This is a genomic window from Streptomyces sp. NPDC005374 (assembly GCF_042872225.1).
GTDB lineage: Bacteria > Actinomycetota > Actinomycetes > Streptomycetales > Streptomycetaceae > Streptomyces.
In genome coordinates this window covers 31,819-46,530 of the sequence record NZ_JBIAKA010000022.1, presented here as the reverse complement: position 1 = coordinate 46,530, position 14,712 = coordinate 31,819, and the positions used below count along the sequence as shown (strand labels likewise).

Here is a 14,712-nt window from a genome sequence, read left to right as displayed (position 1 = left end):
GCCCCTCACCGCCCCAACGCGGCCAGTTCCTTCGCCGCCTCGGTCAGGTCCTTCGCCGTGTCGATGGCCCGCCAGTACGCCCCCTGAGGAATCGGGAACCCGGCCAGCCGCAGCTCACGCGCGAGCGTGGGGAACGTCGTCCGCTCATGGTCGCCGCGCTCCGGCAGCAGATCGGCGAACGCCGGCGAGAAGACGTACACACCCGCGTTGATCTCGAACGTCGACGGCGGAGCCTCGATGAAGTCCGTGATGTGACCGAAGCCGTCGGTCTGCACCGCCCCCCACGGAATCCGCGGACGCGCCAACGCCAGCGTCGCGACCGCGTCGCGCTCGGTGTGGAAGTCCGCCATGTCACGCAGCGAGAAACGGGTCCAGATGTCACCGTTCGTCGCGTACCACGCCCGCTCCGGGTGCGGCAGATGCGCGGCCGCGTACTTCAGACCGCCACCCCGCCCCAGCGGCTCCGTCTCGATGACGGTGGTGACCCGCAGCGGAAGATCGGCCGACTTCAGCCAGTTCTGCAGCACCTCGGCGAGATGCCCACAGCTGACCACCACGTCCGTCACGCCCTCCTCGGCGAGCCAGACAAGCTGATGGCCGATGATCGGAGTCCCCGTACCGGGGATCTCGACCATCGGCTTGGGCCGGTCGTCGGTGTAGGGACGCAGCCGGGAACCCTGGCCGCCGGCCAGGATCACGGCCTGGGTGGGACGGGACGCGCCGTTCTGATCGGTCATGACCGAAACTGTACGACGCGCCCCTTTCCCGAGCTCTGTCGGCGTCCCCCGTCGCGGGTCAGCCGTGCGCGGCCGCCACACCCGTCGCGAAGGACGTGTCGCAGACGGGGCGGGTGTACGACTGGGCGCGCTTGGGACCGTACACACGGACCGCTGCACGGCCCAGGGCCTTCGCGATGGAGACGCAGTGCCTGGCGAGCGACGGACGGTCGTTGACGGCCTCCTGGAGGTGCGTGAGGGCGATGCCGGGGTTCTTCTCCTGGAGCTCGGTCAGCAGCTGCTCGCGCAGGGCGTCCTGCGGAGCCAGGGGAGCGCTGCGCGGCTTGCCGTCGGAGACCGTCGCGTCCGAAGCGGTGAGCACCGAAGAGCTCGAGGGATCTCCCGACCAGTTGACTCGGGTGACCGCCAGGGTCCCGGAGAGCACCAGGACGACAGGCAGGACAAGGGCGAGGGAGCGGCCGATACGGCGGGCGGGGCCCCGGCCGCGTCGCGTCTGTTGGTTAGTGGAGTGCTTCACGCGTGTGAGGGTAGCGTGCGGTAATGATTTGGCGACATTTAGTCACCGGTTCGGGGGATGAGATGGTGCCGCTTTTTGGGTAAGGCGTTGACGCACACTGCTCGAAATGACTGAAGTGCCGGGGTATTCGCCCCACGGTGCCGTCGGCAGCGTCCAGACGCGAGAAGGGCCCCGCAGCGTGCTGCGGGGCCCTCTTCGTCAGCCGGACCGGGCCGGACTCAGTCGTCTCAGTCGGTGAGGCGCTCGCCCGTGGAGGTCGAGAACACGTGGGTCTCGCCCGGACGCGGCACGACGTGCAGCGTGGCGCCCTTGTCCGGGACCGCACGGCCGCTGACACGGACAACCAGGTCCTTCAGCTCGCCGTCGACCTTGGCGGAGCCGTAGACGTAACCGTCGGCGCCGAGCTCCTCGACGACGTTCACGGTGACCGCGAGACCGGCCGGGGCGTCCTCGGTGTCCTTGGTGAGGGCCGCGGCGGCGGCGCCGTTGTGCTCGACGACGTCGAAGTGCTCGGGACGGACACCGACCGTCACCGTGGTGTCACCCTTGTCCGAGGCGGCCTTGAGGGCCTCACGGTTGACGGGCACCACGCTGTTGCCGAACTTCACACCACCGTCGGTGATCGGAACCTCGACGAGGTTCATCGCCGGGGAGCCGATGAAGCCGGCGACGAACAGGTTCGCCGGACGGTCGTACATGTTGCGCGGGGAGTCGACCTGCTGGAGCAGACCGTCCTTCAGCACGGCCACCCGGTCGCCCATCGTCATGGCCTCGACCTGGTCGTGGGTGACGTAGACGGTGGTGATGCCGAGACGGCGCTGCAGCGACGCGATCTGCGTACGCGTCGACACACGGAGCTTGGCGTCCAGGTTGGACAGCGGCTCGTCCATGAGGAACACCTGCGGCTCACGCACGATGGCACGGCCCATCGCGACACGCTGGCGCTGACCACCGGAGAGGGCCTTCGGCTTGCGGTCCAGGTACTCGGTCAGGTCGAGGATCTTCGCCGCCTCCTCGACCTTCTGCCGGATCTCCGCCTTGTTGATGCCGGCGATCTTGAGCGCGAAGCCCATGTTGTCGGCGACCGACATGTGCGGGTACAGCGCGTAGTTCTGGAACACCATGGCGATGTCCCGGTCCTTCGGCGGCAGGTGCGTCACGTCGCGGTCACCGATGCGGATGGCACCGCCGTTGACGTCCTCGAGCCCCGCCAGCATGCGGAGCGAGGTGGACTTGCCACAGCCGGACGGGCCGACGAGGACGAGGAACTCGCCGTCCTCGATGTGGATGTCGAGACCGTCGACGGCGGGCTTGGTGGAACCCGGGTAGATCCGGGTCGCCTTGTCGAACGAAACAGTGGCCATGGTGAAGGGCCCCCTTCTACCGGCAGGAACGTGCCGGACGATCCGTTGTAGGAAGGTGGTGGTGTAGTCCACACGAGTGGACTGGGTCAGGACGGTACCTGGGGTTCACGCGTATGTCAGTACCTGGAGGTCTGTGAACTTCGCGGAAATTTTCGACAGGCCCCTCCGGTGACCTGGGTACACTGCTCGGGCGCACGCACGCGGTAAGCGGGCACGCCTCCTTAGCTCAGATGGCCAGAGCAACGCACTTGTAATGCGTAGGTCGTCGGTTCGAATCCGACAGGGGGCTCTGGAAAGCCCAGGTCAGGAGGTTTCTGGCCTGGGCTTTTGTGTGTTTTCCGGGGTCGTGTCCGTCGGGGCCGGTAGGGGTAGGGCTCTGATCGTCGGGTCCGACACCCGGGACTTCAGTGCTTCCGCGAAGCGGTCCGCTCGCAGGACGCGGTAAGGGCGGGAGTGGTACGGGCGGGTCGTCGGGTCGAGGGTGTCGGTGAGGCCGAGGCGGTTGTGGAGGGCGGCGACCGTCTCGTAGGCGGTGGCGAGGTGGCGTTCTCGGTCGTGCCAGTTCGTGGAGGCCAGGGCTGCTGTGAGGACCGGGGTCAGGCGGTCGGCTGCCGGCGTGTGCGCGAAGGCGCTACCGAGCCATTTGGCGTACGGCGGGTAGCGGCGGTCCATGAGGAGGCACAGGCGCATCAGGTCGCGGGTGATGCGGGCGGCGATGACGGCTGAGCCGAGTTCGTCGCCGACCTCGCCGCAGCGGCCGACGAAGGCTTCCTCGTGGGCGATGCGTTGCCACTGGCAGGCCAGGACGTGGAGCCAGAGGTCGTGGGGGTACCAGCGGAGGGCCGTGCGGGCGGGGGTGAGGGTGTGGAGCCCGTCGTGGAAGACGGCGCCGGCGGTGACTTCGGCGAGGCGTTGGGTGGGGGTGCCGAGCCAGTCGGCGGGGGCGATGGGGGCGGTCGGGTCGAAGCCGAGGGTGCTGGTGAACCAGGAGGCGATGTGGGTGATTTCGACGCGGTGGTGGACCGGGCCCCGGGTGCTGCGCATGGTGCGGATGTCGCGGGTCTCGCCGGTGGGGGCGAAGTTCGTGGGGTAGCCGAGGAAGGTTTTCGGCAGGTGTTCGGCGAGGACGTGGCTGATGGTGTCGGCGTGGTGGGTGGCGTCCTGGGGGTGGAGGAAGAGCTGGAGGCGTGGGCCCCATTCGTGGTCGGCGGAGCGGGGGGTGTCGTAGCCGAGGACTTCGGAGCCGGGGCCGATGCGTGCGGCGGAGTGGACGATGCCTGGGGTGGTCTTCTTCAGTAGAGGGGCCACGGCTTCTGTGTAGAAGCAGCGGGAGAGTTCGAGGCCGGGGAGGAAGGCGGGCAAGGTGTGGGCCCTTTCAGCGGGTGGGCGTGCGGGCCGCCCGTGTCAGGGCTTCGTCGGTGAGGCGGTAGGTCGTCCATTCGGTCTGGGGGTGGGCGTCGAGGGATTCGTAGAAGGTGATGGCGGGGGTGTTCCAGTTGAGGACGGACCATTCGAGGCGCTGGTAGCCGCGGTCGTCGCAGATGCGGGCGAGTTCGGTGAGGAGGGCCTTGCCGTGGCCGGCGCCTCGGGCGGCCGGGCGGACGTAGAGGTCCTCGAGGTAGATGCCGTGGACTCCGCGCCAGGTGGAGAAGGTGAGGAACCAGATGGCGTAGCCGATCACCGTGTCCGTGGAGTCGGTTGCCACGTGGGCGTAGGCCGCGGGGTGGGGGCCGAAGAGGGCCTCTTGGAGTTGTTCCTGGGTCGCCTTCGCTTCCTTCAACGCCTTTTCGTAGTCGGCGAGTTCGCGGATGAGGGTGTGGATGGCGGGGATGTCGGCGGGGGTGGCGGGGCGGATCATGGCTGGTGGCTCCGGTGGGTGCGCAGGCGGTGGGCGATCTCGACGTGGTGGGGTGCCAGGGGGCGGCTGTCCCAGATGGCGTTCTGGAGGAGGCGTGCCAGGGTCCAGGCACGCGCGCGTGTGCGGTCGAGGCCGAGGGTGTCGGTCATGGCGTCGAAGCGCCAGGTGATGTCGTCGGCGTCGAAGCGGTTGTCGAGGGCGGGCCAGAGGTCGAACCCGGGGTCGCCGGCGAGGGGTTTGGGGTCGATGGCTAGCCAGGGGGCGCGGTCGGAGGCGAGGACGTTGTCGTAGTGGAGGTCCCAGTGCAGGAGTCGGTCGCCGGGTTCGTCGGCGACTTCGCGCAGGGCGGCGGCGCAGTCGGCGACGAGGTGGCGGGTGTCGGGGTCGGCGATGCGGTGCAGGGTTTGTGGGGTTCTGTCGAGCATGTTCGCCGCGATGTCACCGAGGCTGCGTAGGCCGGGTGGGGCGGGGGTGGCGGTGAGGTGGGCGAGCAGGTCTGCGATGACGAGGACGGCTTCGCGGGTGTCGGGCAGGGTGGAGAGCATGCGGGTGGAGTCGAGGCGCTCCAGGAGCATGGTGTGGGTGGTGGGGTCGTGGTCGAGGAGGCGGACGGCTCCGTCGCCGTTCCAGACGCGTAGGGCGAGGGGTTCGCCGGCGCTCTCGTCGTCGCGGAGTTGCAGTTTGAGGGCGGCCGGGGTGTCGTCGGCGCGGCGGACGACGGGCAGGACGAGGGCGGTGACTCCGTGCATGGGGGTGCCGTCGGGTCTGAGGTCCCAGCGGTCCAGGAAGTCGGTCACCAGCGCGGGCAGTGCGGCGATGAACTCCCGTCCTTTGTCGCCGTTGTGAAGCTCCTGTGTCGCCGCCAGTTCCGCCGGGATGTCGATCACGCGGGGGACCCTACCGGCGTGCGTGAATCGCCTCATGCGAATTAACCGGGGTGTCCACTGGGTGCGGGCCTGGGTCCGCGGGGCCCCCGGCACCTATGTCTGGCTGGGGATTCTGTTCGTGACGACGGTGGCGTTGCATCACATGTCGCCGGAGTTCGAGGAGGAGTTCCTGCGGCAGCGTTCGACCAATATCCATGAGTTGTCGAGCAATCCGGTGCGGGTGCTGGTCTCCAGTGCCATGTGGATCGACGGCGGGCACTGGTTGCCGTATGTCGGGCTGTACTCCCTCTTTCATGCGCCGGTGGAGCGTTGGCTGGGTACCGCGCGGTGGCTGGGGGTGTGTGCGGCGGCGCATGTGCTGGCGACGCTGATCAGTGAGGGGGCGTTGTTGTGGGGGATCCGGCACGGGGTGGCGCCCGCGTCGGCGGTCAACACGCTGGACATCGGGGTGAGTTACGCGTTGGCGGGGGTGGTGGCGGTGCTGGTGTACCGGATTCCGGCGCCGTGGCGGTACGGCTACGGGTTCGTCGTTCTCGTGGTGTACGCGGTGCCGTTGGTGACCGGGCGGACGTTCACCGATCTGGGGCATTTCACCTCGGTGCTGATCGGGTTCGGGTGTTATCCGCTGGTCAGGGGGCGGAAAAGTGTGCGGATTCCGAAGGAGACAGCGGGGGCTTCGGCGGGTTAGCGTCCCGGGCCATGAGCAGTGGTGTCGTGAACGGCGGTGTCTCCTACTGGTACGCGGACGACGGTTTTCCCGGGGTGCAGGAGCCGCTCGGTGGTGACGCGTCGGCGGATGTCGTGATCGTGGGTGGCGGGTACACGGGGCTGTGGACGGCGTACTACCTGAAGAAGGCCGTGCCCTTTCTGCGGATCACCGTACTGGAGCAGAAGTTCTGCGGTTACGGCGCCTCCGGGCGTAACGGGGGTTGGCTGTACAACGGCATCGCGGGGCGGGAGCGGTACGCGAAGCTGCACGGTCATGAGGCCGCCGTGCGGCTTCAGCGGGCCATGAACGACACCGTCGACGAGGTCGTCCGGGTCGTCGGCGAGGAGGGTTTCGACGCCGGTCTCCACAAGGGGGGCGTCCTCGAAGTCGCGCGTTCGCCCGCGCAGTTGGCGCGGTTGCGGGCTTTCCACGAGCACGAGTTGTCGTACGGCGAGAAGGACCGTGAGCTGTACGGGGCCCGGGAGACGGCGGAGCGGGTGAGGGTCGCGGACGCGGTGGGCTCGTCGTGGACGCCGCACGGGGCGCGGGTGCATCCGGTGCGGTTGGTGAAGGGGCTCGCGGCGGCGGTGGAGGCGCTGGGGGTGACCGTTCACGAGCACACTCCGGTGACGGAGATCCGGGCCAAGCACGCGGTCACGCCGTACGGCACGGTCCGTGCGCCCTATGTGCTGCGGTGCACCGAGGGCTTCACGGCGGCTCTGAAGGGTCAGCGGCGGACCTGGTTGCCGATGAACTCCTCGATGATCGCCACCGAGCCGCTCTCTGAGGAGCAGTGGGCGGAGATCGGCTGGGAGGGGCGTCAGACGCTGGGGGACATGGCGCACGCGTACATGTACGCGCAGCGGACGTCCGACGGGCGGATCGCGCTGGGCGGGCGTGGGGTGCCGTACCGCTTCGGGTCGCGGACGGACAACGACGGGCGGACGCAGGAGGCGACGGTCGAGGCGCTGCGGGAGGTTCTCGTGAGCTTCTTCCCGATGCTGGCCGGGGTGCGGGTCGCGCATGCCTGGTCGGGGGTGCTGGGGGTGCCGCGTGACTGGTGCGCGTCGGTGACGCTGGACCGTTCGACGGGGGTGGGCTGGGCGGGCGGTTACGTGGGTTCGGGTGTCGCGACCGCCAATCTGGCGGCCCGGACCCTGCGGGATCTGGTGCAGCAGGACTCGGGGCAGGGTGGCCGGACGGAGTTGACGGACCTGCCGTGGGTGGGGCACAAGGTGCGCAGATGGGAGCCGGAGCCGCTGCGGTGGCTGGGCGTGCAGGGGATGTACGCCACGTATCGCGCGGCGGACCGGCGGGAGTTCGCGAGCCGTCGTGCGGAGTCGTCACGGCTGGCGCGGTGGGCGGACCGGGTTGCCGGACGGTAGTGATCGGGTCGGCGGCGAGTGCTCGGATCACCGGAGGCGGGTGATCGGGTCGCTGGTCGGCGCTGGTCGGACCGTCTGCGGTGGGTGATCGGGTTGCTGGTCGGCACTGATCGGATAACGCTTTCTGCTGCCTGTGGATAACTCACGTGGTGCTGTCGGACCCCTGTGTCACTATCGCCTCAACGTTTTACTGATCCAGGGGGGATCCTTTGTCCGTCGATGACTCCTGTCCGCCTGGCGGAAGGCGGAGACGGGTTGCCGTCTTCGCCGCTGTCGTCGCGCTGTTCGCCTCGCTGCTGACTCTGACCGGGGCGAGTCCGGTGCTCGCCGCCGACCTCGCCGACGAGGAGTGCGCGCCGGTCGTGCTCGCGTCCTTCGGGGATCCCGGGGACGCGGTCAACAAGGCCACGCTCCCGGCCGAGAGCAGCACCTGCTTCACGATGACGGTCCCGGCGGCCGGTCTGTATCTGGTGTCGCAACAGCGGAGCAACCCCGCGAACGCGACGCTGTACGACGCCGACGGCACAGCAATCGACTGCTACGACGAACGGGCGTCGCGGGACGGCCGGTGCCAGGTGCCGGCCGCCGGCACCTACACGTTCAAGGTCGTCAACGACCGGACTTGGGCCACCGACGCCTCGTTCACCGTCGTCCCGCTCGGCGCGGACACTCCGGGCTGCTTCGATCCCATCGGCACGAGCTGGGACCTCGAGCCGGTGAACCGGACCACCGTGGGTGAACTGGAGGTCGACTGCCAGGAGTTCGAGGGCAAGCCCGGCGAGCGCGTCCTCCTGACCAACAGGACGACGTACTACGGCAGCAGCCTCGCGTGGATCACCGACGAGACCGGCGCCTGGATATGCCCGCGCGTCACCGAGGACGACGAGGACACCCGCAGCTGTGTGCTGCCCGGTGACGGCCCCTACCGGGTGGTGTCGCAGGTGACGGAAGCGGAGCGGGGTTTCCCCGCCGAGTACGGAGTCTTCGTGCGGTCGCTGTCCGACCCGCAGGGCTGCCGTACCGCGTCCGTGCGTCCCTTCGGTGCGCTCACGGAGCTGGACTACGGCACCAACACCTGTTTCACCTTCACTGTCGGCAAGGCGGGCCAGTACGTCGTGCACTCCGTGGACGACTACTCCGCCGACCGGGTCCGTGTGTACAGCGCGGACGGGAAGATCGCCTGCGAGGAGGGTGACCCATGCCGTCTGCCGGCCGCGGGCACCTACACCGGGATCATCACCTACGCGTCGCCGGACGACCTCCTCGTCCTCGATCTGGCCTCCGACGCGGGGTGCGTCACCGCCGAGGCCGGTGTGTACCGGGGTGAGTTGCGGACGGTCGGGCAGTACGACTGCCTGGCGCTGGACATGCCGCAGGGCGCCCATGTCGCCGGGCTCACGCCGCTCGGCGCGTCCGGCATTGACGCGCAGGTGCAGGTCTACGACGCGAACGGCAAAGGGCAGTGCATAGGGACCGCACTTGCCGACGGTAACTGTGCGTTGACCGGTACGGCCCCCTACCGGGCGCTGGTGCACTCCGACGGCGTGGGCGATGGGGCGACGGGCCCGTACGCGATCGCCTTCCACCGCACCGACGGCGGGAACGACTGCCCGGTGCTGCCCGTCGGCGGTTTCTCCGCCGACGGTGCGAAGGCCACGTTCGGCACGGGTGACGGCGTCTTCTCGCGGTGCCTGAGTATTCCGGCCGACGCGCACACCGGTGCGGAGGTCCTCCAGCTGGTGAAGACCTCAGGTGGTGCCACCGCGAAGTTCGCCGTCGTGGACGCGACCGGCAGGAACGTCTGCGGCTACCCCGCCACCGGCAGCGGCTGGGTGATCTGCTCGCTGACCGCCGGCCAGGCCCACACCGTGCTGGTCACCGGCTACGACGCGACCGCCTCGTACACGCTGGCCCGGCGGGATGTGACCGCGAGTGCCACTTCGGTGGGCTGTGCGAAGAGCGCCGCGACCAAGGTCGGCGGGCCGTCCCTGGCCGCGGCGTCCGGTGAGCCGGGCACCCTGACCTGCCACCAGATCACCACCGGCGCGGCCACCGACGTGCTGCATGTCAACCTGCGGGACGCGCTGGGCACCGCCGACCTCGCCGTGTTCGGCCCGGACGGCGACTACGAGTGCTCGTACGGCAACGACTCCTGCGGGGCCACCGGGTCCACTGCCTACCAAGTCCTCGTGGAGACCCCGGTCACGCGGAAGGCGGCGCCCGAGTACCACCTGGACGCCCTGCGGATCGCGACGGCGGACGGTCCGGCGCCGGAGTGCACGAGGGTGTCGGCGGTGTCGTACGGCTACGGGCCGGTCACCGGCACGCTGGACGAGCAGCACAACGCGGTGTGCGCGGTGCTGCCGACGGCCGGGAAGGACAACTTCGACGTGGTCGTCAAGGACACCACCGGCGCGGGTGCGAGGATGGTTCCGGCGCTTTACAGCACGTCGTGGACCAACGACTGTTCGCAGTACATATCGCCGACCTGGCAGTGTTCGGCGGGCGGTTGGACCTCGGCGCCGAGCCCGAGTGTGTTCGTACTCGGCTTGCCGGACAAGGCGTCCAGTACCGCCTACAGCGCGAAGCTGACCTGCACGCGCACGCTCTGCGGCTTGGACCAGGTGAGTGTCGCCTCGGTGGGCCCCGCCACCGGGGTCGCGGGGAGCAAGGTCACCTTCACGGTGACCGGTACCGCGCTGCCGGCGAACGCCACGGTCCGGCTGACGCGGAGCGGCACGACCCTGACCGCCACGACGGACTCCGTCTCGGCGGACAACAGGACGCTGACGGCGACCCTCGACCTGACGGGCGCGGCCGCGGGCAGTTGGAGCGTCAGCGTGTCCACCACGTGCTGCCAGTACCAACGCGGCACCTTCACCGTCACCGAGCCCCAGCTCACCAACACGGCGGCCCCGAAGATCACCGGGACGGTCAAGACCGGCGCCAAGGTGACTGCGGCGCCGGGCAGTTGGTCGGCGACGCCGACGTCGTACACGTACCAGTGGAAGGCGAACGGCACCGCGATCAGCGGGGCCACCGCGAGCACCTACACCGTTGCCGCCCCGGTGGTCGGGAAGAAGCTCACGGTGACCGTCACCGCGGTCAGGAGCGGGTGGAAGAGCGGGACGGGGACCTCGGGCGCGGTGACCGTGGCCAAGGGGGACGCGCCCAAGGCGACCAAGCTGCCGGTGATCAGCGGAACGGCGAAGGTCGGCAGGACGCTGAAGGCGTCGAAGGGGACATGGACTCCGGCGCCGACGTCGTACGCGTACCAGTGGTACGCGAACGGCAAGGTGATCAGCGGGGCTACCAAGTCCTCGCTGGTGCTGAAGACCGCCCAGAAGGGCAAGAAGATCACCGTGAAGGTGGTCGCGCACCGCACCGGTCACAAGGACGGGTCGGCGGTGAGCAAGGCGACGAAGGCGGTCGCGAAGTGAAGTGAACTGAACCGGCCGGCCTTCGGTGCCGGTGGAGAGGGGCGGCCCGGAAGGACCCGGGCCGCCCCTTCGCGTTCAGGCCACGGATTCCGGCAGCGGAGCCGGGGCGGGCGCCCCCTGCTTCGGCGGCTTCGTCGTCACCATCAGGGCCGCCACCAGGCCGGCCAGGAGCATGATGCCGACGGCCCACCAGATGGCGACGGTGTAGCCGTGCACGACACCCTCCCTGACGACCAGGGCCTTCTGCGAGGAACCGGCCAGATGGGCGCCGACGTAGGCGGTGCTGCTGGTGGTGGCGATCGTGTTGAGCAGTGCCGTACCGATGGAACCGCCCACCTGCTGTGCGGTGTTGACGGTCGCCGAGGTCACTCCGGAGTCCTGCGGGGCGACGCCCGCGGTGGCGGTGGAGAACACCGGCATGAAGGTGAGGCCCATGCCGAGGCCCATCAGGAGCAGGGCGGGCAGGATCTCGGTGGCGTAGGAACTGTTCACGGTCATCCGCGTCAGGACCAGCATGCCGCCCGCCGCGAGGACCATGCCGGGGGCCATGAGCATGCGCGGCGCGACGTGGTTCATCAGCCGGGCCGAGATCTGCGTGGAGCCGACGATGATCGCGGCGGTCATCGGCAGGAAGGCGAGGCCGGTGCGGACGGGGGAGTAGGCGAGCACGACCTGCAGGTAGTAGGTCATGAACAGGAACAGGCCGAACATGCCGATGACGGCGAGCCCCATGGTCAGGAAGCAGCCCGCACGGTTGCGGTCCTTGACGATGTGCAGCGGGAGCAGGGGTGTGCGCGCCCGGGACTGCCACCACACGAAGGCCGCCAGGAGTACGACGCCCCCCACGATCAGCGTCAGCACGAGGGGGTCGCTCCAGCCGCGGGGCTGGGCCTCGCTGAAGCCGTAGACGATCGCGACCAGGCCGCCGCAGCCCAGCAGGACGCCGGGCACGTCGAGACGGGCGCCCGCGTGGCCGGGGCGGTCGTGCAGCAGGACGAGGGCGCCGATGACGGCGGCGACTGCGATGGGCACGTTGACGTACAGGCACCAGCGCCAGTTCAGGTACTCGGTGAGCAGGCCGCCGACGATGAACCCGATCGCCGAGCCGGAGCCGGCGAGGGCGCCGTAGATCCCGAAGGCCTTCCCGCGCTCCTTCGGGTCGGTGAAGGTCGTGGTCAGCAGGGACAGCGCGGAGGGGGCGAGGACGGCGGCGAAGACGCCCTGGAGGGCGCGGGCGGCGAAGAGCATGCCGGAGCCGGTGGCGGCGCCGCCGAGTGCGGAGGCGGCGGCGAAGCCGACCAGGCCGATCACGAAGGTGCGTTTGCGGCCGACCAGGTCGGCGATGCGGCCGCCGAGGAGGAGGAGACCGCCGAAGGCCAGTGTGTAGGCGGTGATGACCCACTGCCGGTTGCCGTCGGACATGCCGAGGTCGCGCTGCGCGGAGGGGAGCGCGATGTTCACGATCGTGGCGTCGAGGACGACCATGAGTTGCGCGAGGGCGATGACCACCAGACCCCACCAGCGGCGGGGGTCCGTCTGTTCGGCTGATTGGGCCGACCGGGTGACGCTCACCCGGCCAGAAGACCATGAATCGGTGTGAGTCGCATCTGGGCGTGTCATGGCTCCAGGACCACCTTTCCGGTTGTGCCGCGCGTTTCCAGGGCCCGGTGCGCGGCCGCCGCGTCGGCGAGGGGGAAGCGTTGTACGGCGGGCGTCAGGCGGCCCGCGGCGGCCTCGGTGAGGGCGCGCAGTTCGAGCGTGCGAATGGGGTCGGGTCCGCCGGCCTTCCGCATCATGACGGGCCCGAGGACCTGCTCGGACAGGCCCTCGACGAGGTACGGCCGGCCGTCGTGGATGCCTTCGCCGGACCAGCCGAAGACGATGTGCCGGCCGGTCCGGTTCTCGTGGCCGAGGAGGCCGACGCACGCGCGGGCGACCTTCCCGCCCACGCCGTCGAAGACGACGGTGACGGACCGGCCGCCGAGGAAGGCGCGGACCGCGTCCGGCCACGCGGGGTCGGTGTAGTCGACGGCGAGGTCGGCGCCGTTCTTCTCGGTGAGGCGGACCTTCTGCGGACCGCCCGCGAGGCCGATGACGGTGGCTCCCGCGTTCTTCGCGTACTGCACGAGCAGGGTGCCGATGCCTCCGGCCGCCGCCGGGATCACGACCACGGAGTCCGGGCCGAGCTCGGTGAACTGGAGGATCCCCATCGCCGTACGGCCCGTGCCGATCATGGCGACGGCCTGGGCGAAGTCGAGGTTGCCGGGGATCTCGTGGACGCGCTCGACCTCGGTGACGGCCAGTTCGGCGTAGCCTCCCGGGGCGAAGCCGAGGTGCGCGACCACGCGCTTGCCGAGCCACAGCGCGGCGACGCCGTCCCCCAGGAACTCGACCGTGCCGGCGACCTCGCGGCCGGGGATCGTGGGCAGCGCGGTCGGCTTCGGCAGCGGGCCCTGCCGGCCCTCGCGCAGGGCGGTGTCCAGGAGGTGGACTCCGGCCGCCCGTACGGCGATACGGACCTGGCCGGGGCCGGGCAGCGGATCGTCGGTGCTCTCGTAGGTGAGGTTCCCGGCGGGGCCGAAGGAGTGCAGGCGGATGGCGTGCATGAGGAGAACTCCCTGTGTCGTCAGGGGGACCACTCTTCGACCTCAAGCATGCTTGAGGTCAAGGGCGTTGCGGCCCAGTGCCAGCGATACGGCGGTGAGCGCGCTGGTGAAGGACACCTCCGACAGCACCCCGGGCGCCGCGACCTGGTCGCCCGCCAGGTAGACGCCGTCGCCCCGGTCGACGGCGGGCCGGTCGCGCCAGCTCGTGCCGGGCAGGTCGACGGCTCCGGTACGGCCGTTCGCGACGGACTCGCTCCGCCAGGTCACGCGCTCGCGCCAGCCCTCGAAGGCGAGATCGAGCAGTTGCTCCGCACGCGCGACGCCGTCGGCCCTGCTCTCGTGCGGGGCGATCGGGATCTGCCCCTGGAGGAGCTGTTCGCCCGCGGGTGCCAGGGTGCGGTCCTGGGCGGTGAACCGTTCGATCCAACCGGGCGAGTCGAGGTCGGATACGGCGAAGGCGTCACCGCGCCGGGTGCGCAGGGCGAGGTCGAGGAGTGCCGTACGGCCGCTCGGCCAGGTCAGCGAGTCGTCGCCGAGGAGCCTGCGGGCCGCGTCGAGGGAGGTGGCTACGACGACCGGGCTGTCGGTGGGCAGGGTGTCGACGCGGGACAGGGTCTCCATCCGGACGCCCAGGTTCCAGGCGCGGGCGGCCATCCGGTCCACGACGCCGGCCCAGCCGCCGCGCGGGTAGTGCGCCTCGGGCGGCAGCCTGGTCGCGCGCCGCAGCCGTTCCTGCACGAACGCGGCGGACAGGGCGCCCGGGTCGTGGTGGAAGAGCGCGACGGCGGAGTAGTGGGCGGCGGCCCGGGCACCCTCCTCGCCCGCCTGCTCGGTCGCCCACGACATGAAGTCCACGTCGACGGGGGCGCGTTGGGCGCTGCGGCGGAGCAGCTTGAGCATGGCGAAGGGCGGGGTGCGGCGCAGGATGCCCTTGTGCCTGAGTCGCAGCCGGGCCGCCTCCAGGGGAGGCAGCGGGGCCAACGGGCCGACGAGGTCGCGCTGCTGGAGCCAGGACCAGTGCGGCCCGCCGTTGTAGAGGGCGTGCGGACCGTCGTTGGTGCGGTACGGCGCCTCGGCGGTGCGGGCCCGGCCGCCGAGCGTGTGATGGGCCTCGTACACGGTGACCTTGACGCCCGCCTCTGCGGCGGTGATCGCCGCGGTCAGTCCGGCGAGGCCACCGCCGACGACGGTGATGCGGTGCATGGCTGG

The 14,712-nt window shown here is 70.1% G+C and carries 12 protein-coding genes and 1 tRNA gene; 4 read left to right on the top strand and 9 right to left on the bottom strand.

Going from position 1 to position 14,712, the window contains the following annotated elements; genetic code table 11:
- Nucleotides 1–5: 5 nt before the first annotated feature.
- The 3 genes from ACFYRX_RS40260 to ACFYRX_RS40250 all read right to left on the bottom strand — a co-directional run bounded on the left by ACFYRX_RS40260 (nucleotide 6) and on the right by ACFYRX_RS40250 (nucleotide 2,618).
- A complete protein-coding gene (locus tag ACFYRX_RS40260; protein ID WP_389111451.1) occupies nucleotides 6–737 on the bottom strand; it encodes an NDP-sugar synthase in 732 nt (243 codons plus the stop codon).
- A gap of 58 nt (nucleotides 738–795) precedes the next feature.
- Entirely contained in the window at nucleotides 796–1,254 is a 459-nt protein-coding gene (locus ACFYRX_RS40255) for a hypothetical protein (protein WP_389111448.1), read from the bottom strand.
- A gap of 227 nt (nucleotides 1,255–1,481) precedes the next feature.
- On the bottom strand, nucleotides 1,482–2,618 hold the full coding sequence (locus tag ACFYRX_RS40250) for an ABC transporter ATP-binding protein (RefSeq protein WP_389111445.1): 1,137 nt from the start codon (nucleotides 2,616–2,618) through the stop codon (nucleotides 1,482–1,484).
- A 215-nt stretch (nucleotides 2,619–2,833) separates the two neighbouring features.
- Here ACFYRX_RS40250 and ACFYRX_RS40245 point away from each other — a divergent pair.
- Nucleotides 2,834–2,907 (top strand) — tRNA-Thr (locus tag ACFYRX_RS40245).
- Nucleotides 2,908–2,921: 14 nt separating this feature from the next.
- Here the strand turns inward: ACFYRX_RS40245 and ACFYRX_RS40240 are convergent.
- From ACFYRX_RS40240 to ACFYRX_RS40230, 3 genes are read right to left on the bottom strand one after another with little or no spacing between them, the layout of a single operon-like run.
- Nucleotides 2,922–3,980, bottom strand: a complete 1,059-nt coding sequence (locus tag ACFYRX_RS40240) for a DUF4037 domain-containing protein (protein ID WP_389111442.1) — start codon at nucleotides 3,978–3,980, stop codon at nucleotides 2,922–2,924.
- Between the two features lie 13 nt (nucleotides 3,981–3,993).
- Nucleotides 3,994–4,476, bottom strand: a complete 483-nt coding sequence (locus ACFYRX_RS40235; protein ID WP_389111439.1) for a GNAT family N-acetyltransferase — start codon at nucleotides 4,474–4,476, stop codon at nucleotides 3,994–3,996.
- Nucleotides 4,473–5,399 carry an aminoglycoside phosphotransferase family protein gene (locus tag ACFYRX_RS40230; protein WP_389111436.1) on the bottom strand — a complete coding sequence of 309 codons (927 nt, stop codon included), beginning with the start codon at nucleotides 5,397–5,399 and terminating at the stop codon, nucleotides 4,473–4,475. The genes ACFYRX_RS40235 and ACFYRX_RS40230 overlap by 4 nt, the downstream gene beginning before the upstream one ends.
- Here ACFYRX_RS40230 and ACFYRX_RS40225 point away from each other — a divergent pair.
- The 3 genes from ACFYRX_RS40225 to ACFYRX_RS40215 all read left to right on the top strand — a co-directional run bounded on the left by ACFYRX_RS40225 (nucleotide 5,398) and on the right by ACFYRX_RS40215 (nucleotide 10,897).
- Nucleotides 5,398–6,051 carry a rhomboid-like protein gene (locus ACFYRX_RS40225; RefSeq protein ID WP_389111740.1) on the top strand — a complete coding sequence of 218 codons (654 nt, stop codon included), beginning with the start codon at nucleotides 5,398–5,400 and terminating at the stop codon, nucleotides 6,049–6,051. The two genes, ACFYRX_RS40230 and ACFYRX_RS40225, sit on opposite strands and share 2 nt — an antisense overlap.
- 11 nt (nucleotides 6,052–6,062) lie before the next feature.
- Nucleotides 6,063–7,457 carry an NAD(P)/FAD-dependent oxidoreductase gene (locus ACFYRX_RS40220; RefSeq protein ID WP_389111434.1) on the top strand — a complete coding sequence of 465 codons (1,395 nt, stop codon included), beginning with the start codon at nucleotides 6,063–6,065 and terminating at the stop codon, nucleotides 7,455–7,457.
- Between the two features lie 209 nt (nucleotides 7,458–7,666).
- Nucleotides 7,667–10,897, top strand: coding sequence for a Tat pathway signal protein (locus ACFYRX_RS40215; protein ID WP_389111432.1), 3,231 nt, complete (start codon nucleotides 7,667–7,669; stop codon nucleotides 10,895–10,897).
- Nucleotides 10,898–10,972: 75 nt separating this feature from the next.
- Here ACFYRX_RS40215 and ACFYRX_RS40210 read toward each other — a convergent pair whose 3' ends face one another.
- From ACFYRX_RS40210 to ACFYRX_RS40200, 3 genes are read right to left on the bottom strand one after another with little or no spacing between them, the layout of a single operon-like run.
- Nucleotides 10,973–12,469, bottom strand: a complete 1,497-nt coding sequence (locus ACFYRX_RS40210; protein WP_389111429.1) for an MFS transporter — start codon at nucleotides 12,467–12,469, stop codon at nucleotides 10,973–10,975.
- A gap of 44 nt (nucleotides 12,470–12,513) precedes the next feature.
- Nucleotides 12,514–13,503, bottom strand: a complete 990-nt coding sequence (locus ACFYRX_RS40205) for a zinc-binding dehydrogenase (protein ID WP_389111427.1) — start codon at nucleotides 13,501–13,503, stop codon at nucleotides 12,514–12,516.
- A 42-nt stretch (nucleotides 13,504–13,545) separates the two neighbouring features.
- Nucleotides 13,546–14,706: an NAD(P)-binding protein gene (locus ACFYRX_RS40200; protein WP_389111425.1), complete on the bottom strand. Its 1,161-nt coding sequence runs from the start codon at nucleotides 14,704–14,706 to the stop codon at nucleotides 13,546–13,548.
- Nucleotides 14,707–14,712 lie beyond the last annotated feature (6 nt).

Coding starts and splice junctions, on each gene's coding strand:
- ACFYRX_RS40260 (WP_389111451.1), bottom strand. CDS start 737: ATGACCGATCAGAACGGCGCGTCCCGTCCCACCCAGGCCGTGATCCTG.
- ACFYRX_RS40250 (WP_389111445.1), bottom strand. CDS start 2,618: ATGGCCACTGTTTCGTTCGACAAGGCGACCCGGATCTACCCGGGTTCC.
- ACFYRX_RS40235 (WP_389111439.1), bottom strand. CDS start 4,476: ATGATCCGCCCCGCCACCCCCGCCGACATCCCCGCCATCCACACCCTC.
- ACFYRX_RS40225 (WP_389111740.1), top strand. CDS start 5,398: ATGCGAATTAACCGGGGTGTCCACTGGGTGCGGGCCTGGGTCCGCGGG.
- ACFYRX_RS40230 (WP_389111436.1), bottom strand. CDS start 5,399: ATGAGGCGATTCACGCACGCCGGTAGGGTCCCCCGCGTGATCGACATC.
- ACFYRX_RS40220 (WP_389111434.1), top strand. CDS start 6,063: ATGAGCAGTGGTGTCGTGAACGGCGGTGTCTCCTACTGGTACGCGGAC.
- ACFYRX_RS40205 (WP_389111427.1), bottom strand. CDS start 13,503: ATGCACGCCATCCGCCTGCACTCCTTCGGCCCCGCCGGGAACCTCACC.
- ACFYRX_RS40200 (WP_389111425.1), bottom strand. CDS start 14,706: ATGCACCGCATCACCGTCGTCGGCGGTGGCCTCGCCGGACTGACCGCG.